This window comes from Mycoplasma sp. 888 (assembly GCF_035609225.1).
Lineage (GTDB): Bacteria > Bacillota_I > Bacilli_A > Mycoplasmatales > Metamycoplasmataceae > Mycoplasmopsis.
In genome coordinates, this window is the sequence record NZ_CP141192.1 from 1 (window position 1) to 26,237 (window position 26,237).

Genomic DNA, 26,237 nt, shown 5'->3' on the forward strand with positions numbered 1-26,237 from the left:
TTTTTAAATATGTTTTTTATATAGTAATAAAATTTAGCTATGAATATTAATAATTTCGATGAAGAAAAAAACAAAGAAGAAGCGAAATTAAACTCTTACAATGAACTTTATATTGAATATATAAAGAATGAAATTCAAGATAATCTCGCTTTTAAAACATTTTTTAAAAATTTAACAATTCTTAGTTTCAAAAACAATGAAGTTGTTATTTATTTTCCTAAAGTCCATCCTAATTTAAGTTCATTTAAAAATTATTATAAAAATGTTTTTGATAAGTCAGTCAAAGAAATTTTTGGAACTAATGTTGCTTATAGAATAATTGATAAAGAGACTTTAGATGCACTTAAAGAAACTGAAAAACAAAGTAAAAACTTAAATATTCAAATACCTGCAACAAATAAAAAGAAAACAGATGCTATTGAATATACATTTCACAACTATATTCATGGTTCATTCAATGATGAAACTTTAAATATTTGTAAATCAATTATTGACGATGCATACAAACTAGAAGTTTTATTTATAACAGGTAACTCCGGTTTAGGTAAAACTCACCTCTTAAAAGCTATTTCTAACGCTTTAAGTAAAGAAGGTAAATCATCATTTCTTGTTAATGCGACTGAGTTTATTCAATGAATTCAACCTTTGCTAAAAGAAAATTCAGTTGATGTTCTTAATAAATTTCAGAAAAAAATGATCGATAATTACGACATTTTAATGTTTGACGATTTCCAATTGTATGGTTCAGGGAATAAAAAAGCTACAAAGGATTATATTTTCCAAGTTCTAGATAGCAGAATGGAAAAAGGCAAATTGACCATTTTTTGTTCAGATACAGATATAAATGGAATTTCTAAAATGTTTGATGAAAGACTTGTTTCAAGAATTCAATCTGGATTTATTACAAAAATCAAACAACCTGAACAAGAAGATTTACATAAGATTTTAGATTTTTTACTTACAGAAAACAACTTTGACACAAACACATTAGATGATGAATCAAAAGATTTTATCATAAGAAATCATTCAAATTCAATCAGAACACTTACAGGTGCTGTAAAAAGATTAAGTTTCTATGAAAAAGAAATTAAATCATTACCAAAAACTTTAGTTATAAAAACAATTAGAAATATTTTTGATGATTTTATTAAAGATAAAGCAGAAATTACTGATGAAATAATTTTAAAAGCTGTTTCGGAATATTACAAAATACCAGTCAAAGATATTTTAAGTACATCGAGAAAATCTAATATCTTTTTAGCGAGACAAATTGCAATTTATATGATTAAAAAACATTTAAATTATTCATCTAATGAATTAGGTAAATTATTTAAAAGAGATCATTCAACTATATTAAGTGCTTTAAAGAAAATAAATGCTAAAGATGATATTAAAGTTAAAAAAGTTATAAATGAAGTAGAAGATAAGATGCGCAAGAATTATTAATAATTTGTAAACATTTATTTTTAACTAAAAACTTAAAAAAATAGTAGAAAAACACACTAAAATTTAACTTTCTGAAAGTTATAAACATATTAACAATTGTTAATATTTATATTTAAGGAGAAGATATGAAATTTACGATTTCAAAACATTTAATAGATCAATTGATTGAATTTATGTCTAATTATATTGATAATAATGATATGCATTATTTATCAAGAACAATTAAGATTGAATTAGATACTCAAAACTTAGTTTTAACAGCAGCTAACGCATCTATAGCAGCTAGAAAAGTTATTAAAGTTGATGAAGATAAAATTAAAGTTGAAAAAGCAGGAAAACTTTGTATTTTAGCTTCTTTATTAAAAAACATTATTAAGAAATTTAATAAAGAAATCACTTTTAAACAAAGAGGTAATTTAATTGATATTTATGAAGGTTCAACTTCATTTACTTTAACAACAAATGATATTACACAATATATTGATACAAATTTTGAAGATCAAAAAAATACTATTGAAATTGACGCTCAGAGATTAGACAAAATTATTAACAACGTTTCGATTTCAACAGCGATAAGTAATGATAAATTAAACTCAATAGTTTTTAAATGCATTAATATAACATCTAAAAATTCAGAAAATGTAAGATTTGTAGCAACTGATTCATATAGACTTTCAACTGAAATTTTAAAAGTTGATAAGAAAGTTGATATCGATTTAACAGTTGATTCAAAAAGTCTTAAAAAACTTATTACAAAAGATGCACCAGAAAAAGTTCAATTATTCTTTGATGAACATAAAATAGGTATTTCTTACGAAAATACAGTAATTTACATTTCTGTAAGTAAAATTCAATATATTGATATTTCATCATTGTTCCAGACAAAATATACAAGAAGATTTTCTATTGAAAAAGATGAATTATTAAAAGTTATTAATACAGCTTTATTCCAAATTACAGAAAAAGATAGAAAAATGGAATTCTCATTTAATGAAAATGAAATTAAAGTTTTATTTGAAGTTCCTGAAATTGGAAAAGGAAAGGCTGTTTCGAATAAATTTCAAATTTTAGAAGGAAAACCTATTGATATGGACTTTAACTACATCTATATTAAGGATGCAGTTTCACAGTTAGAATCAGGTAATATCAATATTTTTATTTCTGAAAAAGAAGATAGAGTACTTTTATTAACAGAAAATAATAATTCTCACATTCAGTTAATTACACCATTAAGAAAGTTTTATAACAATTAATTATGACAATTAAAATAACATGTGATTCAATCAAATTAAGTCAATTTTTAAAGAAAATCAATGAAACTGATACAGGTGGTCAAGCTAAATTCTTTATCGAGACAAACGAAATTAAAATAAATAATAAAAAACCTCAAGGTAGATCTTCAAAAATATACCCAGGCGATGTTGTTTGAATAAACGATCAAATTTATGTAATTGAAGAAGAAAAATAAACCAATAAAATGGTTTATTTTTTATATTAAATTAACTAACTTTTTGATGGAACGTAAATAAATCCCTTTAATTTTTCAGCAATCTTAGCATAGTTGTATGATCTTTGGTTAATTAAATGTGTTAATCAACTTCCGTATGATGAATTTCCAGGGATTAAAACATATGATTCAGAGTGAGTTTCGTCTTCTCAAACACCTTTTTCTTTGTTATAGTATGTTCCCTTTACAGAAATATCCATATTTCCGAATAAGTCACCATATCTATTTGAATCAGATTTAAGTTCATTTATAACTTGTTCAGAAGTTACACCTGGTTTTTTAGTGAAGTTGTCGTTGAAATCAGAAATGTCATCTCCAACTCTCATAACGACTTTGAATTGAACTGGTGTTTTATCAATTGTAATTTTATTATTGTTTACAAGATGCATTCTTTCTTCTTTTTCTGATCTTGTAGTGGTTATTGCTGAATAAGGTTTTTCTTTATTAGATAAATCCACACCTTGCATTCATCAAACAAAATCAGGCATATATTTAGCATCAAGCCCTAAATTAATTAAGTTTGTTTTACTTGGTTCTTTATGATATTTTTGAGAACGATTAGAGTTAAAGAATACTACCCCACCCTTTGAGTAAACATGCTTAATAAAATCAATTGCTCCAGGAACTTCTGTAGAAATAGCTTGACTAACAAAATCATCTCATGCACGTGCATCGTATGATTGGTTGTTAAGGAATAAATAGTTTTGGTATTTAAAGTTATTCAAAACAGTTTCATCTAAATCCATGAATACCACTGGGATGAATTTACCTTCTTCAGGTGCTGAAACAACAATTTGATCACCAGAAATATTAACTTTAGTTAAATCAACATTTGGTTGTGTAATCATTTTATCAAAAGCAACTTTAGCATTTTTGTAAACTTGCAGCCCCATAGCATGTTTTTCTCCAGAGAATGAGTTTCATGCATTTGAACTACCAATTCCTCCTCCATTTTCGATTAGAGTTTGAGCTGCTTTAATTTTTTTAGCAACTTCATCTTCTGTGTATGTTTTTACTTTAGGTGCTTCAGCTGTTTTTTCTGAATAACATGAGTTAGTAATAATAGGTGCAGCAGTTAAAACAATTGAACCTGCTCCGAATAATAAGTATTTTAATTTTTTCATAAATCTCCTTAGTAATTGAGTAAATAAAATAATAAATATAAATTTATTTTATTACATACTAAACTATAAGTTGAGTAAATAGTTATTTTTTTCACAAAATGTGTAAAAAATAACGCATAAGCGTTATTATAATGATTTTAATCCACCCATATATGGTATGAGAACTTCGGGAATAGAAACACTTCCATCAGGGTTTTGGTAGTTTTCTAAAATAGCTGCAATTACTCTATCGACAGCTAAACCTGAACCATTCATCGTGTGAGCATATTCGGTTTTACCTTCATCATTTTTATATCTAATCATAGCTCTACGAGCTTGGAAATCACCCATATAACTTATACTAGATGTTTCTCTATATCTTTGTTCTGAAGGTAATCATAATTCTAAGTCAATTGTTTTTCTTGAAGAAAATCCTAAGTCACCAGTACATAAAAGTAATTCTCTATAAGGAATTTGTAATTTTTCAAGCACATCTTTAGCATCTTCAACCATTTTTTCATACTCAACCATAGCATCTTTTGCAGATGTAACTTTTACAAGTTCAATTTTCTTAAATTCATGTTGTCTTAAGATACCTTTTGTATCTTTACCTGAGCTTCCTACTTCAGATCTAAAACATTCTGTATATGCTGTAGCTCTAAAAGGAGTTGATAAGTTAATGATTTCATCATTGTAAATATTTGTTAATGTAACTTCAGCAGTAGGGATTAAATATTCATCTAATCCTTCTAATTTATATAAATCTTCCTTGAATTTAGGTAATTGACCTGTTCCATATAACATTTTATCTTTAACAATTACAGGTGTTGTGAATTCTTCATAACCCTTTGAAGTGTGTAAATCCAACATAAATGAAATTAATGCACGAATTAATTTCGAACCATTGTTTTTGTAAATTACATATCTTGAACCTGATAACTTAACAGCTCTTTCGATATCCAAGATACCTAAATTTTTAGCAACTTCATAGTGAGGTAACACATTTTTAACAAGGCCTCTACCTAATTTATCATGCTCTTTAATGATTACATTTTGATTTTCGTCTTCTCCAACAGGAATTTCTTCTAAAGTTTCGTTAGGGATTTGTAAAATCAATTCATTAATTCTGCTATTTAACTCCTGCTCTTGATTAGATAAAATTAAATCTTCGTTTTTAACTACTTCAATTTGTGCTTTTAATTCTATTAATTTACCTTTATCGTTTTTAAAAAAACCAAATTGTTTTGAAAGATTGTTTAATTCACTTTTTTTATCTTGTGATTGTTTCATCACGCTACCTCTTTGTTTAGCTAATAAAACAAATTCATCAAAAATTTCAATTTTAAAACCTCTGTTTTGTAAGTTTTTTCTTACTTTTTCTTCATTATTTAAAACATATTTTATATCTAGCATTTCGACCTCGTAATTCAAATTGTTTAAATTATACATTAATAAAGAGTTAATCAATTATTATGTTGCAAATAGATTTTTTAATCCTTAAATTAAGCAAAATAATTCAAAAAATGATACTAAAAAAATAGATGCTAAAAAATTAGTCATTTGCTATAATTTAAACACGCTTATATAAATATATAAAATTATTCACATAAAGGAGGAAATTATGAGTAAAAGAACTTATCAACCAAACAAGCGTAAACATGCTAAGGTTCATGGTTTTAGAGCTAGAATGAAAACAGCAAATGGTAGAAAAGTATTAGCAAGAAGAAGAGCTAAAGGTAGAAAAAGATTAACAGTTTCTGATAAATAATTTTAAACAATGAAAAAACAATATCGACTAAAGAAGAATTGAGAATTTGAAGATGTAATTAATGCAAGAAAAGGCAACTTTGTTTCAAATAGGTATTTAATCATTTATTTTAAGAAACATAAAAACTTCGCTGCAGGAATTACAGTTCCAAAAAAATTCGCAAAAGCTGTAGGTCGTAATTTTTTTAAAAGACAATTAAGAGCAATTATGCATGAGTTGAATTTATATCACCTCAAATATCATTTTGTTTTAATTGTTCGTAAAGAATTTATGAAGGAAGATTTTGCTATTAAAAAACAACATATAGCAAAACTCTTTGAGAAATTTAAATAATGAAGAAAAACGCAAAAAATTTTTCATACTTTACTAACGGTAATGATCCGAAAACTAATCGTAAAGAATTAACTAAAAAAATCCTTAAATGATTAAAAATAGTTTTCTACGTGTTAATTTTTGGACTTACTGTAACAGGGTGTGTTCAATCCTTTGTTATTAAAAACTCTTACAACGTAGGTAACGGACTTGAGTTTTATAGAGATAAAGGTGACATAGCACCTAGAGTTAATACTTTAAAGAGTACAAATCAAAAAAGAGATTTAGTAACACTTCAAGACCCAAATGGAGAAAACAAAACATCTGAAGTATTTGAATACGACAGATTAGCACTTAATACGGAATCAAACATTTTTGTTACTGATAAAGAGATATTAAACAAACTTAGAGAACAAAGAAAATCACATGAGGGTGAATATGGTGTACCTGGTGGATACATGTCTGTTTTAAGAATTCCGTTTAATTCTGAAATTCTTAAAAACGCAGGTTACAAATTTGATGAAAAATTCAAATTAATTTACACAGGTTCAGATGATGCTAAAAAATATTTATTTGCAACAGCATCTGATAAAACTTACAACTTTGTAAAAGAACCTAGAGATATCTTTATTTTCCCATTCACTTTCCCTCAAGATGAAAAAAATAACTACGATAAAGGTAAACTTCAAAGTTACATGATTTTCAAAACAGAAACAAAATACAAGGAAGTCAATGGTAAACAAGAAGTAGATAAAATAATCCCTGTTCTTACTGATGCAAAAGAATACGAAATTACATACATTTCAGGTATTCAAAAAATTTATGACTACACATCAGAAAACGAATCTGTTTCTAATAAGTTTGCTAGAGATATTCTCCAAATGTTATATACATATTCATTTGGTGAAGGATCTAAATTTGCTGCAAAATTAGGTAAAGAACCTTCTTTATTTATTAAAGAATTAGTTGATAACATTCCAACAAATGTTAAAGAAGAAAATATCTCAGAACACAATAACACATTATTTACCTTAACTCAAGAACAATACCAATTGCTTATTGAATATCAAAATACAATGCAGTCATACATGAATGAATTAGGATTCTTTAATGGAGAAGTTCCTAACACATCTTCTGAAGAATATAAAGAAAGAAGAGAACAAGTTCAAAATCAATACAAATTAAATAGAACTAATAAATATGACTACAATACAAATATTCTTTATTCTGAAAACATTAACACACTTCCTTTAAGAGGTGATTTACCATTACAACCTATTACAACTTGAGGCGAAGCTTGAAAATATGGGCCATTTTACGGTTTATTAGTATATCCACTTTCAGTATTGGTGCAATCAATGCGTCAATCAATGCCTGATATGCTTGGTTGAGCTTCTGTTATCTCAATTATAGTTGCAATCATTATTTCACGTCTTATTACACTTGCATTTACATTTAGAACAACTGTAATGCAATCAGTAATGGAAGAACTTAAATACAAAAAAGCTGCTATTGAAGCTAAATATAAAGGTTTAGAAGATAATAAAGCTATGAAACTTAAGAAAAATCAAGAGATTCAAGCTTTATATACAAAATACAACATAAATCCATTGGACCAATTTGGAAATATGTTACTTACTATGCCGATTTTCCTTGCTATGTGAAGAGTTATTCAAAGTATTCCTGAAATCAAACAAACAACATGGCTTGGTATTAACTTCGCCTCAACATCATATAAGAGATTGTTTGAGGGAGAATGAGTTTACTTATGAATTTTAGTACTTGTTGTTGGATTCCAATTACTTTCAAGCTTCTTACCAAGACTTCTTAATAGTAAGAAAATGAAACGTAAAACAACAATTGCAGAAGCTGAAGCACTTAAGAAATCTGAAAGAACACAAAAGATTATGATGCTTGTGTTCACAGTAATTACCTTAATCTTTACAGCTGGTGTTCAGGTTTATTGATTATTCGGTTCAATATGAACAATTATGCAAACATTAATTATTCACAAGCTCATACATTCTAAAAAATTTAAAGAGAAATTCATAAATAAGAAAACTCGATAAATAACTTTTTCATTTAAATAATAAACATTAAAAAAATAAAAAATTCACTTGACTTTATTTTAATAGTGCTATAATATAAGCAGTGGTTATAGCAAAGGGGATCACCTGAATCCATTCCGAACTCAGTAGTTAAGCCCTTTAGTGCCGAAGATAGCTTTACAGTGAAAATAGGGAGCCGCTGCTTTTTTTATACCTTTTTATAAAAATAATAATTTAAAACCACCTTTTCGGGTGGTGTTTTTAATCTAAATCAACATTTTCTATATGAAAATAAGGAAGTTTTAAATCATCAAATTCAACTATATCATAGTAGTTTGGGTTAAGATTTTTAACTCTAGAAATAACTAGTTTAGCTTCTTTATCTCTAGAAATCAAAAACCTTGTATTTGGGTTTTGGGAAAACAAAACTTCAATTAATTCATGACAATATTGGTTTTGTTTATTATTTTCTTTTTCAACAATTTTCTTAGCTAAATTAATCTTTTTAGCATTATTATCAGTTGATTGAATCAGTAAATTAAGGATAATATCAGTGTTATTTAAAGAAAAAATAGGCAGAAATTTCTCGTTTTTATTCATTTTATTAGAGATGTTAATTAACTCAGGAAACTTGTTTTTTAATTTCAAAAATGCATAAACATCAATCATAATTTGAAGTGGTTTAATTAATTCTTTTTTCTCTTTAATTTGACTTAAAGTACTAGAGAATAGGGAGAAAATGAATTTTTCTTCCTTGCTAATTTTGAGCAATTCCTCAAAAACATTTTTAATTTCTGCTTGTTTCATAGTGAAATTATAATAAATTAAATTTGATATAATTAAAACAATATTTATTATTACATAATAAATAAATTTTATAAAACTAAGAGGTATTAATGGCTAAAAGACAAAAATCATTCTTTGAACGTTTAGTTGAGTTAAATGATAGACATGATGAGAAAAAACATAAAACTTCAACTAACAAATCAAAAAGATCAAAAATTTTAATCGGTATTTTTTCTGCTTTAACAGTTGGAGTTATTGCATCTATTGCAATTCCTTTAACAATTACAACTACAAAGGTTAATTACATTGAACCAATTGATGGAAAAGAATCTGCTTTTGTTGTTAATGATGCAAAAGGTAATAAACTTAACTCATTAACAGTTGGTAAATTAACAGATTTAGTAAAATCACAAAGTCAAGAAGTTTCAGAAGAAATCAAAAATGCATACAGAGAAGCAATTTTCTATATGTATGAACAAGAAGTTGAAGCATCAATTCAATATCAAAACATTTACAATAGTTCATTACAAAATGATGAAGAAGTTAACAATTCAATTGAACTTAAATCATTAGATGAAATTAAAAAACAAATTAAAGCTAAATTTGAAGATTTAAAAGTTAACTTCAAAAAAGTTTACGGCTTCCAAAATTGAGAAAAACAATTTTTTGAAGAACTTAAAAAAGATGAATACGGAAATTCAGCTAATGAAACAGATGCAACAAATTTTTTATTATTCAAACAAGTTGAAGAAATTGCTACACGCAGATATCAATTAGAATACAAAGTTGTTGATAGAACATTTGTAAATAGAACTGCTACAAAAAATATTTATAAACTTGATAAAAACGGAAACAAAGTTAAAGGTGAAAACAGTCAACCAATTAAATTATTCAGTAAAGGTGACAAAGTTTTCCCATATTTAGAAGAAAATGTTAATTACTTTTCTCCATCAGCAGATTCAACAAAAGTTACTTTATTAACAACAAAATCATTCATTATTGAATTGAAATCACCAGCAAACTTCGTTTCTGAATACTTCAACAAAAATAACATCATCGTTCCTACAGTTTACAAATTAGCAGGAACCATTTCTAAAAATGATGTACTTTATCCATGAAAAATTTCATCTGACGATGACAAAGTGAAATTATTTAACTTATTAAAATGAAATGTAACTCCAACAGCTGATTCATTTATTGCAGAATCAAACGTTGTATCATTAACAAAATTTAATAAAGCAGAAGAATATGTGTTCCAAAAAGAAAATGAAACTAAAGAAAAATTTGTAAGTAGAGTTCAAAAATATAAAAACTTCTTATCATCAATCACAAATTCTGATGTCGAAAAATTAGCAACACCAGGTTTAACATCAAACATCAACTTATTTACTAAAGATTTAGATCTTGCATTAGGTGTAAATGCAACTTCAATTTTTGCTAACAAACAAAATAATTTACCTAAATTCTCATTAAAAGAATTAATTGACGCAATCAAAGATTCTTTAAACATTCAGAAGCAACCTGATTTAACATCAGCAACAAACTTTGATGAAGCAGCAAAAATTGTTAAAGATTACGATGCTCAAATCGATAAGAAGTTAGAAGACTTAAAATTTGAACCATCAAGATTTAACACAATTAATAAAGTTATTGCTGACTATATATTTTCAAAAGTGCAAGACGCACAAACAACAAATAATCCATTAATTCCTTATGTGTTTAAATTATCAGATATGGAAGATGCATTTATGATAATTACAGATAGTAATGTGCAAATTGTAAGATATTCACAAATTACAGAATTAGATAAATTCAAAGAATTCATTGTTGAGGATGCTAAAAACTTAGCTTTAGGAAATGTTTCATACTTCAACACACCTGCACAAATTTCAAATAACTTATCAAGTTCACAAATTCTTTCATTAGCTTTAAGTGATAAAAAATTTGTTGCAGAACTTAAAACAAAAACAAACACAACTACAGGAGCAAACTATACAGATGCTGATGTAACAAGCTTGCAAGCAAAAGTTACTAGTGTAAAAAGTGGAGAAGACACAAGCAAATTAATTTCAGTATTAACATCAGTAAGTGAGTTCATTCAAAAACAATTAAACTATGGAAACAGTTACAACTTTATAGTTGATAAAGGTCTTACAAAAATAGTTTACAACCATAAGGATAATGTATATAGCGATAAAAAAGCTATCGAAGTTATTAATGACTTAGTTTATTCAATCTTCAAAAAAAATGAAGGGAGCAAATAATGAAAAATATATTTAAAAAATCTTTATATTTAGCACCAGTTGCTTTCACACCATTAGTTGCGCTTTCATGTGGAGTTGATAAAAACACAGAAGAAAAAAATAAACAAAACATTTTATTTGATAAACCTGCAGTTTCAACTATTGCAGAAAACTTATGATTAAAATCAGTTTTACAAGACCAATACAAAGTTGAAAAAGATACAAACTTACTTTCAAATGAAAAATTCTTTAATGAAGCTCTAATTGCTTACAAAGGATTTTTAGCTATAGAATCACAAAAGAATAACTTATATTTAGCTACTCAATTAAACAAGTGAAAATCAAACGGAATTTTCAATGAAACTGAATTAGCTGAATTGAACGCTTTATATAGAGATGTTTACAACATTAACTTAACAAATGAACAATTCCAAATCTTATACAACAACGAAAATACAAATGTGGCTTTCACAGTTAATAAACTCCTTTTAGTTAAAAACTACTTCTTTATTTCAGATGTTGTTACATTAGAAAAAATCGATCCAAATTCATTTAGTTTATATGGTAAAAAATACGATAACAAGCAATTTAACTTAATTAAATATGTTATTTCAAATAAAACAGTTCAATTATGAAGTTACACAAATGACAATGTAAATGAAATGTATACAGATGCTAATAAAGTTATTAAACACGTTTTAGATTACAATAACTTATTAAAGAATTCTAAAGAAGCTCAAAACATTGCAACAACAGATTTAATTTTTAACAATGTTCCTGCTAAAGCTAAATTTGAAGCTACAATGGGTGGATACCAAGGTATTAAATCTAACCCTTACAAATCAGACTATACCGTTGATGAATTATTAAAAGTAACATCACCTGAAAATTTAGTTGGTTTCTATAACTTAATAAATGGTAAATTAGTTTCAGTTGATGAAAACGGACAATTAGCTGAAGCAATTCCTGTTTCAAAAGATGGTAAAAAAGTTGAAGTAGCTTACTTTGCTAAAATTGTTCCAGTTGCTAAAAAAATTACAGTTGATACAAATGAAAATGGAACAAAAGAAGAAAAAACAGTTTTATCATTCGACCAAACAATTTACAAAGATTCATTAGATAAATTAGCTATCTTCATTTCAATCAGTGATGAAAACTTATACAAAAATGCAAAAGCAGCTTACATTACGATGGGTTACAAAATTTCATCTATTGATGAACTTAAAGAGAAAACAGCAGGTCTTCAATAATGAATGATTCAATCTTTACAAAAATAATTAAAAGAGAAATTCCTTCAAACATCATCTATGAAGATAATGTTGTTATTGCGATTTTAGATGCATTTCCACAACAAGAAGGACATTTCTTAGTTATTCCTAAAGAGCAGAAATCTAATATTTTAGAACAGGATGAAGCAACTTTCTTACACGCTATGAAAGTTGCTAGAATGTTAGCTAAGCAAAGAGTTATAGATAACAACATCCCGGGTTTTAAAATATTAATCAACACAGGTAAAGAAGCAGGACAAGTTGTATTCCACACACACATTCACGTTATTCCGTACAAAGGACAAGGAGAATAAAATTATGCAGCAGACAAAAATATTTGCATTTGATTTAGATGGTACATTATTTACAAAAAGCGAAACAATTCACCCTTCAACAAAAGAAGTTTTACTTCAAGAGCAAGCTAAAGGAAATAAAATTATTATTGCAACAGGTCGTGGTTTAGTTAAGATGCTTGCATTAAATCACGATACATTCAAATTTGTTGATTATTTAGTGTGTTCAAATGGTGCGTTAGTTCACAATATGAAAACTAATACAACATACACACTAGGTGAATTATCAAAAGAAATGTTAGATACAGTTCACGCACATGCACTTAAATATGATTTAGTTCTTTCCGTTGATGGAAATAACTATAATGGTTCAATCTTACCTAATGGAACTTATCCAAAATGAATGTCACCACAACAAATTAAAAATATGAACATTTTTAATGAAGCTACAATTGAAGAAGTAAAAGAAGCAATCAGTAATCCTAAAACAAAAATAACTCAAATGGCTATGAGAAACCAAGCACACAATGCTAAAGAAGCTACAGAAAACATTATGAGTAGTTTAAAAGATTTTGATTGTGAAGTTTACTTAACAAACTCAGTTTACACAGATATTAACCCTAAAAATATTTCTAAGTGAGCTGGAATTATGAAAATTGTCGAATTAGAACAATTAAAAGATTATGAAGTTGTAGCATTTGGTGATAGTGGAAATGATGTTCATATGCTTTCTGAGGCACACGTGGGTGTAGCCATGGGGAATGCGACAATTGAAGCAAAATCAGCTGCTAACTTTGTTATTGGTGATAATGACACAGACACAATTGGGCAATTCATTTCAGAAAACTTTTAACACATATATATAGGTACAAAAGTAAATTTTGTGCTTTTTTATTTTAATTTACTTAAAATAAAAAATAATATAAAATATACATCATATTAAAGAACAAAATTTATATTTGAAAGGAATACTATGTGAACTGCATTTGAAATTATTAAATGAATTTGTGCAATTACTGTTATCTCATTAAGTGTTCCTCAATTATTGAAAATTCTTAAAGATAAAAAGACAGGACCTATTAACTTTGTGTCATTCTGAATTTTCCATATTGGGATTTTACTTTGAGTAATTTGAGGTGCAACAGATGTGAATAATGAAAAATTCATAACTGTTATGGTCGCAGATGGAGTAGGTGTACTTGTAAACGGAATTATGACAGGTTTACTTTACTATTACAAAAAAGAATTTACTAAGAAACAAAAATTACAAGGTTATCTTGCTGTTTTAGCTACATGAATTATTGCTGGAATATTTACTGTATTTTACATTATTGATTATGGTAGAAATGGTAGTGAAAAAGCTCCATATATAATTGGAAAATTACATTCTTCAATTTCAACTGTTATGGGATTCATTTTCCCAGCATTTACTACATTTGCTTTCTTACCTCAGTTAATAACATCGTTTAAAACAAAACAATGACAAGGTGTGTCATACTGAATGTATGTTTTATATGTTGTAAATAACATTATTTGAATAGTTTACTGAATCTTATTAATCCTTATTAATGAATCAAAAGGAGAGTCAATCACATCAGCTATCGGTGGATTAGTATGACAATCAATTTCATTAACACTATTCTCAATCCAATTAGGATTTACATTACACGATAAATTTACAACGCAAAAAACAACAGTAAGACATTCACACCGTGCTTAATAATTGAATCAACAACCAAAATTGGTTGTTTTTTTGCTAAAAAACCTACACAATATTTGTGTAGGTAATTTTGATTATATTTGTGTAAGCTTTCCAAAAGTCATATTTGAACGTACAGTATCAGAAAAATCTTCACCATAAAAGTATTCTAATATAGCGAACGCAAAATCTAATGAAGCAGTTGCATTTGATGCTGTAATAAGGTTCTTGTCTATATTAGTGAATGGAGATTTTTTTCAATTGTTAGAGTTAATGATTTTTCCATCTTTTCAGAATGGTTTACTTCATTCAGAAAAGAATGAAACGTATTTTTGGTCTTTGATTATATTAAATTCAGTTAAAACGTTTGGTGCATCACAGATAGCTGCAAGAGGTTTGTTAAGGTCATTAAAGAATTTGTTAATTAATTCTAATGATTGCTGATTTTGCCTAAGTGTTTGACAACCTCTACCACCAGGTACGAACATTAAATCAAATTCATTTAAATTAACTGAATTAACAATGTTTGTTATTTTAACAATATTAAATTGTCCTGAAGCTTCTTTTAAGTTTGGTGAATAATAAGTAATTGATTCTACTTTGCCTGAAGCGACTAAGACAGATAAAGTTGTGTTTAATTCTATGTCATTAAATTTATCTTCAATTATTACAAGAAGTTTCATTATTTTTTACCTCTTTTAATCACACCTTTTCAAATTAAGTATAAGAATACTGTTAAAGGTAATAATACAACTAAGATGAAAACAATGATGTAAGCTTTAATTCAAGCTTTATTCTCTAATCTTCTATCCGTATTTGTTTTAGCAACAACTTCTTCTGGGTTGTTTAAGATTGCTAATTTAATTTCAGCTTGTCTTTTTCTATCGTAAATTCTAAGAACGGTAAATACAATCGCAGTAGCTGCTATTGTAGTTCCTAAAATAATGAGCATATTTTTAGTGCTTCCAAAAGCATTATCTAAAATGTTGGTTCATTCAACTTTTGAGTTAATATGAATTCATGAACCTTCTTGACCCATATTTACTTCTCAGGGAGATGTAAAGTAAAGTAAGCAAACTACAGCAATGAACAATCCAGTATATGTTAAGAAGAAAGCATAAATTCAACTTAAACGAAGCATTTTGAGTGTAATTGTTCTGTATGCTTCAGCAATAAGAACACCATTCATTTGCGTTCCATTAATGTAACTGTTTTTAGTTATTTCTTCAGTTTTAATTCATGACTTACGTCTTGTTAAAGCTTTAATTCATAAACTTAATGAAATTAAGAACACAATGCTTATTCCAATGTATCAAGCAATACCTTGTGTATGAGGTGGTTCTGATTTAAATGTATTAACAAAATAATTAATAATTGCAGCAACTATAGAAAGACAGAAAATGGAAAATCATATCAAGAAAGAAAGTAATGCTAGTTTTCTTTCTCTTTTAAATAATTTAAGAATATTTTCAGGAATTATGCTTTTTGAATTTACATTAGTAACTTGGTTTGTGGTAACATTTTGAACTTGTGTTTGATTTGCATAAATACCAGTTGAACCAGACGAGTTTTGAACTGAAACTGGATTTTGATTTTGTTGTTCTTGATTATTCATAATTACTCACTTGCTCCAGTTGGTATATTTGCACCTGGTTGTGGGTTCTCGGTATTTGGTTGATTATTTGTGTTATCTAAGGTTTCAGTTGTTTTTTGTTTATTTAGATCTCTTAAAACAGAATTTTTAAGATTTCCTAAAATTCCTGAAGCTAAAACTGCTGTGTTTGTTTTTTCAGAGATTGTTGGGTTGATTTTTAAAATAGCATCAACAATTTTTGATAAGTTTTGCTCTTGTGAACTATCTGATTTAGCTGCTGCTAACCCTAGCATTCCGAAGACATTTTTGACTTCTTCTGGAACTAATGTAATTGAATTTTGTTGTAATTCTTCATTAATTTTACCAACAACAAATTTTGTAAAGTCTGTTTTATTTTGTTCGCTTGAGTTCACTGTTGAACCAGGATTTGCTACAATAAATTGAGCTTCATATTTTGTAATGTAAGCTTCAAGTTCTCTATTGTTTTTGATTTCATTTTTAGATTTTTCATCTAATAATGTAGGAATGTTTTTAGCAACTAAATCAACAAATTTTTCATTTTCTAACATAGCCGCAATAGCATTTGAGTTTTTAATTAATTTTTCAATATCATCTTTAGATAATGAATTTGGATCCTTAATAAATTTAATTGCTAAATCATGTAATTCTGAGTCGATAAACAATTGAACCATTGAGAAAATTCCTGAGGCCAAGTTTGTTACAGATGAACCTTTACCACCAGTCATAATTTTCACACCAAGTTCTGTAGCTTTATTTGCTTTATTCGAGTTAGGCACCATTGATGAAATTACGTTAGCAAGCAATAATACACCGGGTAAGGTAAGAATTACGTTTATAATTCCTCAAAATCCACCGAAAGCTGCTCTAAAGAATTTAGATCTTTGCTTATTTTTCTCTTTTCTTTTCTTTATTGTTGCTAAATGAATGATTCCGATTATGAATCATAAAAATCCTCTAGTGATTCAGTAAACTCCTAAAGAAATGAAAGTTATTGCAAATGTAAGAATTTCAGATGCAGATTGAAATTTTTGATCTTCTTGCGCTTTTTTCTCAAATGCAGTTTTAAGAGCTACTGATAAAATAACAGAAACAATAATTGTGATAACTATTGAAACTGTTTTAAAAACAGTTCATTTTCATCTTAAGAATCAACCTGTTACAAATGAAAATAAAACAAGTGTAACAATTAAAATAGGCATTCAAATAGTTGGGTCTGAAATTTTAGACGACATCAAATTCGCGAAGAAGTCATATAACTTATCCATTGCGTTCGATGACTCACTACTTGATGATGTTTGAGTTTGAAAAAATGTAAGCATATTTTCCTTTCTATATTTTTAGTTAGTTAAATTATAAGAATTTAGCTTTAGGTAGTTTCTTTCAAGGGTTTTTCTTAGCGATTCTATCGATAAATAGCATTCCGTTTAAATGGTCTAATTCGTGTTGAAATACTATTGCTAAATATCCGTCAACTGTTAAGTTTTGGAATTCTCTAGAAAAATAGCTATAAGCTCTGACTGTTATTTTTTCAGATCTATAAACATATCCTTCTTGGTCTGGCCAATCTTCAGAAACACTTAAGCAACCCTCGCCTTCAGAAAGTGCAATTTTCTTATCGCTTTTAGCAATAATAACAGGGTTAAATAAAACATCTTTATAAATTGTGTTACCTAATTCATCTTGAACAAATACATAAAAGACATTTTTAAGAACACCATATTGAACTGCTGCTACACCAACTCCAGCTCTAAATTCAGAGCCATCTTTTTGTGAATCATCAATGTGATAAATCATTTTCTCAGCTAATTCAATATCCTCATCTGTTAATGGAAGAGGTACATCTTGTGATTTTTTTCTAAGTACTTTTTCTGGTAATTGTACGATTTCTACTTTAAATTTTTTATTCATACAATATTAATTATAATATATTAAATTAATTTTAATTTAATATAAATTAGTTAACAAAGTATAATTAATTAATTAGGAGGATAGTGACAATGATTCAACTTAGCAATTCAATTTTGTTTAATATTTTATTATTTATTTTAGGATACATTGTAGGATCCTTAAACACTTCAATTCTATGAGGAAAAATTGTCAGAAAAGATATTAGAGAGCTTCATTCAAAAAATGCAGGAGCAACTAATTCCTCTAGAGTACTAGGAAAAAAAACAGGACTATACATTTTATTAATAGATATTTTTAAAACAATTTTAATGGTTTCAATTGGGTATGGATTGTGCAAGGCTATCAACAAAAATAGTTTAAATATGAACTTATATGTATTTCCAATTTTATGTGGTTTAGGAGTTGTTGTCGGACATTGTTTTCCTATTTTCTTCCAATTCAAGGGTGGAAAAGGAGTTGCTACATCAATTGGTTTATTAATTTCAATCAACATTGCACTTTTACCAATTGCAGCAGTTATATTCTTTGGAATATTATTCTGAAAAAAATATGTTTCATTAGCAAGTATTGTGTCAGCTCTTTTAATGACACCTGTAATTATTTTTGGTCACTGATTTTTAAGTTCAGATCTTTCTTGAGCAACTAATATGAAATGACTTGCTGACTATAATCAGCATACGAGCGCATCACTTTACAATTATCAATTAACTAGTGGAATTTTCTTTATAGTAGCAGTATTGCTAATAGTTATAATGCACAGAGATAATTTAGTTAGAATTTTTAAGAATCAGGAAAGAAAGTTATCTTTTTTAGATAGAAGTAACAAAAAATAGAGAGATTTTAAAGTCTCTCTATTTTTTGTTAAATTAAATCATTATTTTTCAATGTTATAGAATGCTTCTCTACCTTTGAATGAAGATACTGAACCTAATTCTTCTTCAATTGCTAATAATCTGTTGTATTTTGCGATCCTATCAGTTCTTGATAATGAACCTGTCTTAATTTGTCCTGTGTTCATGGCAACAGCAATATCGGCGATTGTTGTATCTTCTGTTTCACCTGAACGGTGTGATACAACTGCTGTCATATTTGCTTTTTGAGCCATTTGGATAGCTTCAAAAGTTTCTGTTAATGAACCGATTTGGTTAATTTTAATTAAGATTGAATTCATTGATTTTTCTTCAATAGCACGTTTTAAAATTGCTGTGTTTGTAACTGTTAAATCATCTCCAACAATTTGTAATTTGTTTCCTAATTCTGCTGTGAATTTTTTGAATCCTTCTCAGTCACCTTCAGCAAATCCATCTTCTATTGAAATGATTGGGTACTTGTCAACTAAATGTTTTAAGTAATCTAACATTTCGTCTGATGTATATGTGAATTTAGTATCTGTTAAGTGTTCAAATCCAGGTAATTGTTTTTCAACAGCTGTTTTTAATTTTTTGAATGTGTATACACCATCTTCATATAATTCACTTGATGCACAATCCATTGCAATAGCAACAGCATTCTCACCTGATTTAGCAGGAACATATCCAGCTGCTTTAATAGCTTCAACTAAGAAGTCTAAAGCTTCTTCGTGTGATTTGAAGTTTGGAGCAAATCCACCTTCATCACCAACTTGAATACCGTGCCCGTGTTTTTTAAGTAATTTAGCTAAGTTATGAAAAACAAAGTTAGCCATTTGTAAAGCTTCACGGAATGTTTTAGCTCCAACTGGCATAATCATAAATTCTTGGAAGTCAATTGTGTTTGAAGCATGTTCTCCACCATTGATAACATTTAACATAGGAACTGGTAATTCGTGAGCGTTAAATCCACCTAAGTATTTGTAAAGTGGAATTTGTAATTCATTAGCAGCAGCTCTAGCAACAGCTAATGAAACTCCTAAGATAGCATTAGCACCGAATTTAGATTTGTTTTCTGTACCATCTAATTCAATCATTTTTCTATCAATTTCACGTTGTAATGTAACTTCCATACCTTCGATGTAAGGAGCAATATCGTTGTTAACGTGATCAACTGCTAACATAACTCCTTTTCCACCAAATCAGTTACTTTCATATTTAGAATCTTTGTCTCTTAATTCAAGAGCTTCACGTGATCCTGTAGATGCACCTGAAGGAACTTTAGCAATACCGTATCCACCGAATTCTGTAAATACTTCAACTTCAACAGTTGGGTTACCACGTGAGTCTAGAATTTCACGTGCGTGAATTTTTTTAATTGCTGACATTTAGTCTCCTTTATTTAATTTTTAATGCACATTTAAATTAATTAACTTTTCTTCTAGAAAAGTAATGTAATTATAACATTTTTAAATTTATATACTTTGAGCAAGTTTATCTGTAATTAATTTCACATTTTTGTTTAATTTTATGTGATTTTCAAACTCTGTTAAGTTTGTATATTCTCAAAAATAACTTTCGATATAACTACCAAAACATCTATGTGTAAGTGTTAAAAACATTTTTTTAGTGACTGATAAAACTAAATAAAAAAATTAAAAAACATTGATACACACGGGTAAGTTGTTATATAATTGCTTTGCTAATATTATTATCAAAATAAATAGCTTAACGATATTAATCTTAAAATTTATCAAATTACAAATGAAAGGAAGCATAAAATGCCAACAACTAATCAATTAGTCACACATGGTCGTAGCTCAAAAATTAAAAAACAAAACGCTCCTGCTTTAAGCGTTAGCTACAACTCATTAATTAAAAAAGCTAAAAAAATGGCTTCACCATTTAAACGTGGTGTATGTACTCGTGTTGCTACAATGACACCTAAGAAACCTAACTCTGCATTACGTAAATATGCTCGTGTTAAATTATCAAACGGAATGGAAGTTACAGCTTACATTCCAGGAGAAGGACACAACCTTCAAGAACACTCAGTTGTTTTAATTCGTGGAGGACGTGTTAAAGACTTACCTGGGGTTAGATACCACATCGTTCGTGGAACACAAGATGCTGCCGGGGTAGCAAAACGTAACCAAGGACGTAGTTTATACGGTGCTAAAAAACCTAAATCAGAATAATAATTTAAATTAATTTATACACACAATATATTATTAATATAAGGAGGACATATGTCAAGAAAAAAAAGTGCCCCAATACGTGAAGTACTTGCAGATCCAGTTTTTAACTCTGTTATTGTTACAAAGTTAATTAACCAAATTATGTTAGATGGTAAAAAATCTATCGCTCAAGATATTTTATATTCAGCATTTAACATTATTAAAGAAAAAACTCAAAGAGAACCAATGGAAGTTTTCTTAGAAGCAGTTGAAAACATTACACCTCAATTAGAAATCAGAACAAGAAGAATTGGTGGAACAAATTACCAAGTTCCTACAGAAGTTTCTCCTCGTAGAAAACAAACATTAGCATTAAGATGACTTGTTCAATACTCAAGATTAAGAAATGAAAAAACAATGGATGTTCGTTTAGCTAACGAAATCATTGATGCATCAAACAAAACAGGTGGAGCTATCAAAAAACGTGAAGATACACACAAAATGGCTGAAGCTAACCGTGCATTTGCACACTTCAGATGATAGTCTAAGGTTTATTTATGGCTAGAGAATATGAATTAAAAGATTACCGTAATATCGGTATTATGGCCCACATTGATGCTGGAAAAACAACAACTACAGAAAGAATTTTATTCCACACAGGTAAAATTCACAAAATCGGTGAAACACACGATGGTGCTTCACAAATGGATTGAATGGCACAAGAACAAGAACGTGGAATTACAATTACATCAGCTGCTACAACAGCTTTCTGAAAAGGAAAAAGAATTAACATTATCGATACACCAGGACACGTTGACTTCACAGTTGAGGTTGAACGTTCATTACGTGTACTAGACGGTGCTGTAGCAGTTCTTGATGCTCAATCAGGAGTTGAACCTCAAACAGAAACAGTTTGAAGACAAGCTACAAACTACAAAGTTCCTCGTATTGTTTACGTTAACAAAATGGATAAAGCAGGTGCTGATTTTGCAGCTTCAGTTGCTTCAGTTAAACAACGTTTAGGTGGAAATGCGGTTGCTATCCAATGACCTATCGGTGCTGAATCAGATTTCGAAGGTATTATTGACCTTGTTACATTAGAAGCTATTAAATACAACGGAGAAGCACAAGAAGAAGAATTTCCAACAGAAATTCCTGCTCACTTAAAAGACATCGTTGCTGAAAAACGTCAAGAATTATTAGAAGCAGTTGCTAACTTTGACGAAGAATTAATGATGTTAGTTCTTGAAGGTGGAGATTTAAGCGTTGAAGAATTTAAAGCTGCAATTAGAAAAGCTACTTTAACGTCAGAATTCTTCCCAGTAGTATGTGGAACATCATTCAAAAACAAAGGTGTTAAGAGAATGATTGACGCTGTTGTTGATTATTTACCATCACCACTTGATGTACCACCAATCCCTGCTTTCGATGGTGATAAAGAATTATTTGTTAGTGCAACAGACGATGGAGACTTTTCTTCATTAGCTTTCAAAGTTATGACAGACCCATACGTAGGTTCATTAACATTCTTCCGTGTATACCGTGGAGTTCTTGAAAAAGGGAGCTACGTATACAACACAACTAAAGAACAAAAAGAACGTATTGGACGTATTTTACAAATGCATGCTAACTCACGTGTAGAAATTGATGAATGTAGAGCTGGAGATATTGCTGCTGCTGTTGGTCTTAAATACACAACAACAGGAGATACATTAGTCGGAGAAAAATCACCAAAAATCGTTCTTGAAAAAATGGTATTCCCAGAACCAGTTATCTCACAAGCTTTAGAACCAGAATCAAAAGCTGCTACAGAAAAATTATCATTAGGATTACAAAAATTAGCTGCTGAGGACCCTACATTTAGAACATATACTGATGAAGAAACAGGTCAAACAATTATTGCCGGAATGGGAGAATTACACTTAGACATTATTGTTGATCGTTTAAAACGTGAATTTGGTGTTAAAGCTAAAGTTGGAGCACCTCAAGTTTCATACCGTGAAACAATTACAATTCCTGCTGAAGTTGAAGGAAAACACATCAAACAATCAGGAGGAAAAGGACAATATGGACACGTATGAATCAAATTTGAACCAAACCCAGATGGTGGATTTGAATTCGTGGACAAAATTGTTGGTGGAAAAATTCCTAAAGAATACATTAAATCAATTCAAAAAGGTCTTGAAGAAAAAATGGCAGCTGGTATTTTAGCTGGTTATCCAATGATTGACATTAAAGCTACATTATTCGATGGATCATACCACGACGTTGACTCATCAGAAATGGCTTACAAAATCGCTGCTTCTAAAGCACTTACAAAAGCAAAAGATAAAATTGGTACAGTATTATTAGAACCAATTATGGACGTTTCAGTAGTTGTTCCATCAGATCATATCGGAGATGTTATCGGTGATTTATCAAGACGTAGAGGGCTTGTTAACGACCAAGAACAAAGAAATGATGGAGCTGTTATTGTTAGAGCGATGGTTCCTCTTTCAGAAATGTTCGGTTACTCAACAGAACTTAGATCTATGACAAGTGGACGTGGAACATACCAAATGCAATTTGATCACTACGAAAAAACTCCAAAATCAATTGCTGATGAAATTATTAAACGTAGAAACATTCAAGATAAAGATGAAGATTAATATTTAAATTTTCACTTTAAATAATTTAAAAAAGTAGGCATATCCTACTTTTTATTTTTTACTTATTTAACTTATACACTATTGCAAAAGTGAAATTAACACAATAATTATGAGTTATTAATCAGCATCATAATACTATGTATAATAGTATTATGTTAAATATAGTTTTATATCAACCGGAAATCGCTCCAAATACAGGAAATATAATCAGAACTTGTTATGCACTAGGTGCAAAATTACACATTATCAAACCAACAAGTTTTGATCTTCATCCTAAATATCTTAAAAGAGCAGGTGCAGGAAGAATGCTCAGTGACATTCAACATGAAATTCATAACTCATATGAAGATTTTTACAATAAGTACAAAGATAAGAAAATCTTTTTTGTAACTAGATATGGTTTAGAGACATATACAAATGTTAAATATAATGAAGTTCACGAACAAACTGGTGAAGTGTGATTAATGTTTGGTAGAGAATCTACAGGTATTGATAAAAGAATCTTGAAAGAAAATTTAGAAAATTGCATCAGAATACCGATGGTTTCAGCTATGCGTTCAATTAATCTTGCTAACTGTGTTGCTATTTTAGGTTTTGAAGTTATGAGACAACTTGATTTTAAAGATTTATCAAAATTTGAAGTCGAAAAAGGAAAACATTACTTAGAACAATATGATGAAAATAATAACCAGTAAGCAAAATCAGTTTATCAAGGATGTTTATAAACTTTTAGATAAAAAATATAGAAGTAAGGAATCTAAGTTTTTAGTCGAAGGTTATCACTTAGTCAATGAAGCAAAAGAAAAGGGTATTTTGCTAGAAACAATTGAAGTAGTTGATAAAAATAAATTCGCTGATTCTATTTTAGTCACAGAACAAATCTTAAATTATTTATCAGACACATCCACACCACAAGGTATTATAGGTATTTGTAAATTTCCTGATGTCTCAAAATTAATTGGTAACAGAGTTTTATTTTTAAATAATTTGCAAGAACCTGGAAATGTAGGGACAATTTTTAGATTAGCAAGAGCCTTTGATTTTGATACTGTTATTATCCAAAACTTTGATTACTTTAATCCAAAAGTTATTCGTTCTTCACAAGGGACATTTTTTGATTTGAATTTAATTAAGACAAATAATATTGATATTTTAGAGCAACTTAAAAAACAAAACTATATTTTATATGCAACTATGTTAGACACAAATGCTAAGAAGTTAAATGAAATTGATTTTTCAAGAGAAGAAAAAATTGTCATTATTTTAGGAAACGAAGGTAATGGAATTGATAATCAAACTGCTTCATTATCTGATGAAAAAGTTTACATTCCAATTTCATTTGAAAGTTTAAACGTGGCAACTGCTGCAGCAATTGTGTTGAATAAAGTTAGAAATGGGTAATTATGAATAAATTTGATAATTTAATTGAACAAATTAAAAACTATAACTTTCATTTATCTTTAGAAGGGTACAATAAAACAGAAGTTGAAAGTCATTTAAATGAATTGATTAGACAAATTAATGAAATTGTTAATGAAATAAATGAATCAACCGAAAAAACAGAATTATATAAAGCCCAATATAAAGAACTTTACAAAGAAAATAAAATTCTTGCTGAAGAAGTTAATAAACTTAGATCAGAGCTGGAAAAATTAAATAAATAGGATAAATATGGAATTAGAACACAAAGAACAAAAATATGAGAATTTAATTCAATGATTCCCTGGTCATATGGCTAAGGCTTTCAAGGAATTAAAAGAAAAAGCCTCATTAGCTGATATTTTTATAGTAGTTTTAGATGCAAGATGTCCAATTAGTTCATATAACGAAGACTTTGACAAGATTGCACCACAAAAAAAGAGATTGTTCATTATTACTAAATCAGATTTAATGGATCAATCCAAAAAAGCAAAAATTGAAAAAAGATTTGCAGACGAAACGTTATTATGATTAGATCTTAGAAAATCTTCTTCAAAGCAAGTTATTTTAAAAACAATTAAAAAACTTTCACAAGAAAGAATTAATAAAAACAAAGAAAAAGGAATGTTGATAACCAGAATGAAATCATTTGTCGTTGGTGTTCCGAACTGTGGAAAAAGTACACTTATTAATTTAGTTTCAGATAAAAAAACTTTAAAAGTTGCTAACTATCCGGGTGTAACAAGAGAAAATAAGTGAGTTGTCAATGGTCAATATTTATTTTTAGATACACCAGGCATTTTGCTTCCTAAATTTGAAGATCAAGAAGTTGCTGTTAAATTATTAATCACAGGCGCTATTAAATTAGATAATTTCTCGCCAGAGGTTGTTTCAATGAAGTTTTATGGATTAATTTCAAAATATTATCCGGAAAAATTAGAACAATTAGGTCTAAAATCATCTCAAGATGATATTGAAATTTACTCACAATTATTTAGTTATGGAGAAAGATTTAAAATTTACAAAGAAAACCAAAGAATCGACACTGCAAAAACTTACAAACATTTTATAAATTGAGCTAAAAATTTAGAAGGAGTTACATACGATTAATTCGTATGTTTTTTATTTAATCTTTTATAATATTTAAAC

Annotated in this window: 27 protein-coding genes and 1 rRNA gene; 20 read left to right on the top strand and 8 right to left on the bottom strand. The window is 28.3% G+C overall.

The genetic code is table 4. The annotated features are described in order from the left end of the window. Positions 1–39: 39 nt before the first annotated feature. The 3 genes from U5U50_RS00005 to U5U50_RS00015 all read left to right on the top strand — a co-directional run bounded on the left by U5U50_RS00005 (position 40) and on the right by U5U50_RS00015 (position 2,914). Positions 40–1,446: a helix-turn-helix domain-containing protein gene (locus U5U50_RS00005; protein ID WP_324672754.1), complete on the top strand. Its 1,407-nt coding sequence runs from the start codon at positions 40–42 to the stop codon at positions 1,444–1,446. Between the two features lie 125 nt (positions 1,447–1,571). Then, a complete protein-coding gene (locus tag U5U50_RS00010; RefSeq protein WP_324672756.1) occupies positions 1,572–2,699 on the top strand; it encodes a DNA polymerase III subunit beta in 1,128 nt (375 codons plus the stop codon). 2 nt (positions 2,700–2,701) lie between these two features. Beyond that, a complete protein-coding gene (locus U5U50_RS00015) occupies positions 2,702–2,914 on the top strand; it encodes an RNA-binding S4 domain-containing protein (protein ID WP_324672759.1) in 213 nt (70 codons plus the stop codon). A gap of 35 nt (positions 2,915–2,949) precedes the next feature. Here U5U50_RS00015 and U5U50_RS00020 read toward each other — a convergent pair whose 3' ends face one another. Continuing rightward, positions 2,950–4,077 (bottom strand): HAD family acid phosphatase, encoded by a 1,128-nt coding sequence (locus tag U5U50_RS00020; RefSeq protein ID WP_324672761.1) that lies wholly within the window; start codon positions 4,075–4,077, stop codon positions 2,950–2,952. A 126-nt stretch (positions 4,078–4,203) separates the two neighbouring features. Then, positions 4,204–5,469, bottom strand: coding sequence for a serine--tRNA ligase (serS, locus tag U5U50_RS00025; RefSeq protein WP_324672764.1), 1,266 nt, complete (start codon positions 5,467–5,469; stop codon positions 4,204–4,206). 208 nt (positions 5,470–5,677) lie between these two features. On the opposite strand from serS, the gene rpmH reads away from it, so the two are divergent. The 4 genes from rpmH (at position 5,678) to rrf (ending at position 8,389) form a co-directional block, all read left to right on the top strand. Beyond that, a complete protein-coding gene (gene rpmH / locus U5U50_RS00030) occupies positions 5,678–5,824 on the top strand; it encodes a 50S ribosomal protein L34 (protein ID WP_257089135.1) in 147 nt (48 codons plus the stop codon). A 9-nt stretch (positions 5,825–5,833) separates the two neighbouring features. Next, positions 5,834–6,157 (top strand): ribonuclease P protein component, encoded by a 324-nt coding sequence (rnpA, locus tag U5U50_RS00035; protein WP_324672767.1) that lies wholly within the window; start codon positions 5,834–5,836, stop codon positions 6,155–6,157. Then, positions 6,157–8,205 carry a membrane protein insertase YidC gene (gene yidC / locus U5U50_RS00040; RefSeq protein WP_324672769.1) on the top strand — a complete coding sequence of 683 codons (2,049 nt, stop codon included), beginning with the start codon at positions 6,157–6,159 and terminating at the stop codon, positions 8,203–8,205. The genes rnpA and yidC overlap by 1 nt, the downstream gene beginning before the upstream one ends. A gap of 78 nt (positions 8,206–8,283) precedes the next feature. After that, positions 8,284–8,389 (top strand): 5S ribosomal RNA (gene rrf, locus U5U50_RS00045). Between the two features lie 56 nt (positions 8,390–8,445). Here the strand turns inward: rrf and U5U50_RS00050 are convergent. Beyond that, complete coding sequence (locus tag U5U50_RS00050) at positions 8,446–8,991, bottom strand: hypothetical protein (protein ID WP_324672771.1); 546 nt, start codon at positions 8,989–8,991, stop codon at positions 8,446–8,448. 89 nt (positions 8,992–9,080) lie between these two features. Here U5U50_RS00050 and U5U50_RS00055 point away from each other — a divergent pair, with 89 nt between their 5' ends. From U5U50_RS00055 to U5U50_RS00075, 5 genes are all read left to right on the top strand, one after another. Beyond that, positions 9,081–11,234 (top strand): HinT-interacting membrane complex protein P80, encoded by a 2,154-nt coding sequence (locus U5U50_RS00055; RefSeq protein WP_324672774.1) that lies wholly within the window; start codon positions 9,081–9,083, stop codon positions 11,232–11,234. Continuing rightward, entirely contained in the window at positions 11,234–12,463 is a 1,230-nt protein-coding gene (locus U5U50_RS00060; protein ID WP_324672776.1) for a HinT-interacting membrane complex lipoprotein P60, read from the top strand. The genes U5U50_RS00055 and U5U50_RS00060 overlap by 1 nt, the downstream gene beginning before the upstream one ends. Next, positions 12,463–12,795 (top strand): histidine triad protein HinT, encoded by a 333-nt coding sequence (gene hinT / locus U5U50_RS00065; protein WP_324672778.1) that lies wholly within the window; start codon positions 12,463–12,465, stop codon positions 12,793–12,795. Before U5U50_RS00060 ends, hinT begins: the two co-directional genes overlap by 1 nt. A 4-nt stretch (positions 12,796–12,799) precedes the next feature. Further along, complete coding sequence (locus U5U50_RS00070; RefSeq protein ID WP_324672780.1) at positions 12,800–13,627, top strand: Cof-type HAD-IIB family hydrolase; 828 nt, start codon at positions 12,800–12,802, stop codon at positions 13,625–13,627. Between the two features lie 120 nt (positions 13,628–13,747). Further along, the gene (locus U5U50_RS00075) at positions 13,748–14,494 is read left to right on the top strand and encodes a PQ-loop domain-containing transporter (RefSeq protein WP_324672782.1); all 747 of its coding nucleotides are present in this window, start codon (positions 13,748–13,750) and stop codon (positions 14,492–14,494) included. A gap of 74 nt (positions 14,495–14,568) precedes the next feature. Here the strand turns inward: U5U50_RS00075 and U5U50_RS00080 are convergent, their stop codons facing one another. Genes U5U50_RS00080 through def form a run of 4 tightly spaced genes read right to left on the bottom strand, consistent with a single transcriptional unit; the run spans position 14,569 to position 17,996 of the window. After that, positions 14,569–15,156, bottom strand: a complete 588-nt coding sequence (locus U5U50_RS00080) for a DJ-1/PfpI family protein (protein ID WP_324672784.1) — start codon at positions 15,154–15,156, stop codon at positions 14,569–14,571. Then, positions 15,156–16,088 (bottom strand): MSC_0882 family membrane protein, encoded by a 933-nt coding sequence (locus U5U50_RS00085; RefSeq protein WP_324672786.1) that lies wholly within the window; start codon positions 16,086–16,088, stop codon positions 15,156–15,158. The genes U5U50_RS00080 and U5U50_RS00085 overlap by 1 nt, the downstream gene beginning before the upstream one ends. Before the next feature lie 2 nt (positions 16,089–16,090). Continuing rightward, positions 16,091–17,407 carry a hypothetical protein gene (locus U5U50_RS00090; RefSeq protein WP_324672788.1) on the bottom strand — a complete coding sequence of 439 codons (1,317 nt, stop codon included), beginning with the start codon at positions 17,405–17,407 and terminating at the stop codon, positions 16,091–16,093. A 31-nt stretch (positions 17,408–17,438) separates the two neighbouring features. Continuing rightward, a complete protein-coding gene (def, locus tag U5U50_RS00095) occupies positions 17,439–17,996 on the bottom strand; it encodes a peptide deformylase (RefSeq protein ID WP_324672790.1) in 558 nt (185 codons plus the stop codon). A gap of 89 nt (positions 17,997–18,085) precedes the next feature. On the opposite strand from def, the gene plsY reads away from it, so the two are divergent. Continuing rightward, positions 18,086–18,829 carry a glycerol-3-phosphate 1-O-acyltransferase PlsY gene (gene plsY, locus U5U50_RS00100; RefSeq protein ID WP_324672792.1) on the top strand — a complete coding sequence of 248 codons (744 nt, stop codon included), beginning with the start codon at positions 18,086–18,088 and terminating at the stop codon, positions 18,827–18,829. A gap of 41 nt (positions 18,830–18,870) precedes the next feature. On the opposite strand, the gene eno is transcribed toward plsY, so the two are convergent. Next, positions 18,871–20,232 (bottom strand): phosphopyruvate hydratase, encoded by a 1,362-nt coding sequence (gene eno / locus U5U50_RS00105; protein ID WP_324672794.1) that lies wholly within the window; start codon positions 20,230–20,232, stop codon positions 18,871–18,873. A 393-nt stretch (positions 20,233–20,625) separates the two neighbouring features. Between eno and rpsL the strand changes: the two genes are divergently transcribed. From rpsL to ylqF, 7 genes are all read left to right on the top strand, one after another. Further along, complete coding sequence (gene rpsL / locus U5U50_RS00110; RefSeq protein ID WP_323188689.1) at positions 20,626–21,042, top strand: 30S ribosomal protein S12; 417 nt, start codon at positions 20,626–20,628, stop codon at positions 21,040–21,042. Between the two features lie 51 nt (positions 21,043–21,093). Beyond that, a complete protein-coding gene (rpsG, locus tag U5U50_RS00115) occupies positions 21,094–21,564 on the top strand; it encodes a 30S ribosomal protein S7 (protein WP_257089177.1) in 471 nt (156 codons plus the stop codon). A gap of 14 nt (positions 21,565–21,578) precedes the next feature. Beyond that, a complete protein-coding gene (gene fusA, locus U5U50_RS00120) occupies positions 21,579–23,669 on the top strand; it encodes an elongation factor G (RefSeq protein ID WP_324672799.1) in 2,091 nt (696 codons plus the stop codon). A gap of 152 nt (positions 23,670–23,821) precedes the next feature. After that, the gene (locus U5U50_RS00125; RefSeq protein ID WP_324672801.1) at positions 23,822–24,364 is read left to right on the top strand and encodes a tRNA (cytidine(34)-2'-O)-methyltransferase; all 543 of its coding nucleotides are present in this window, start codon (positions 23,822–23,824) and stop codon (positions 24,362–24,364) included. Then, a complete protein-coding gene (locus U5U50_RS00130) occupies positions 24,345–25,070 on the top strand; it encodes an RNA methyltransferase (protein WP_324672803.1) in 726 nt (241 codons plus the stop codon). Before U5U50_RS00125 ends, U5U50_RS00130 begins: the two co-directional genes overlap by 20 nt. Positions 25,071–25,072: 2 nt before the next feature. Beyond that, entirely contained in the window at positions 25,073–25,333 is a 261-nt protein-coding gene (locus U5U50_RS00135; protein WP_324672805.1) for a hypothetical protein, read from the top strand. Between the two features lie 7 nt (positions 25,334–25,340). Beyond that, a complete protein-coding gene (gene ylqF / locus U5U50_RS00140) occupies positions 25,341–26,198 on the top strand; it encodes a ribosome biogenesis GTPase YlqF (protein ID WP_324672807.1) in 858 nt (285 codons plus the stop codon). The last annotated feature ends 39 nt before the right edge of the window (positions 26,199–26,237 follow it).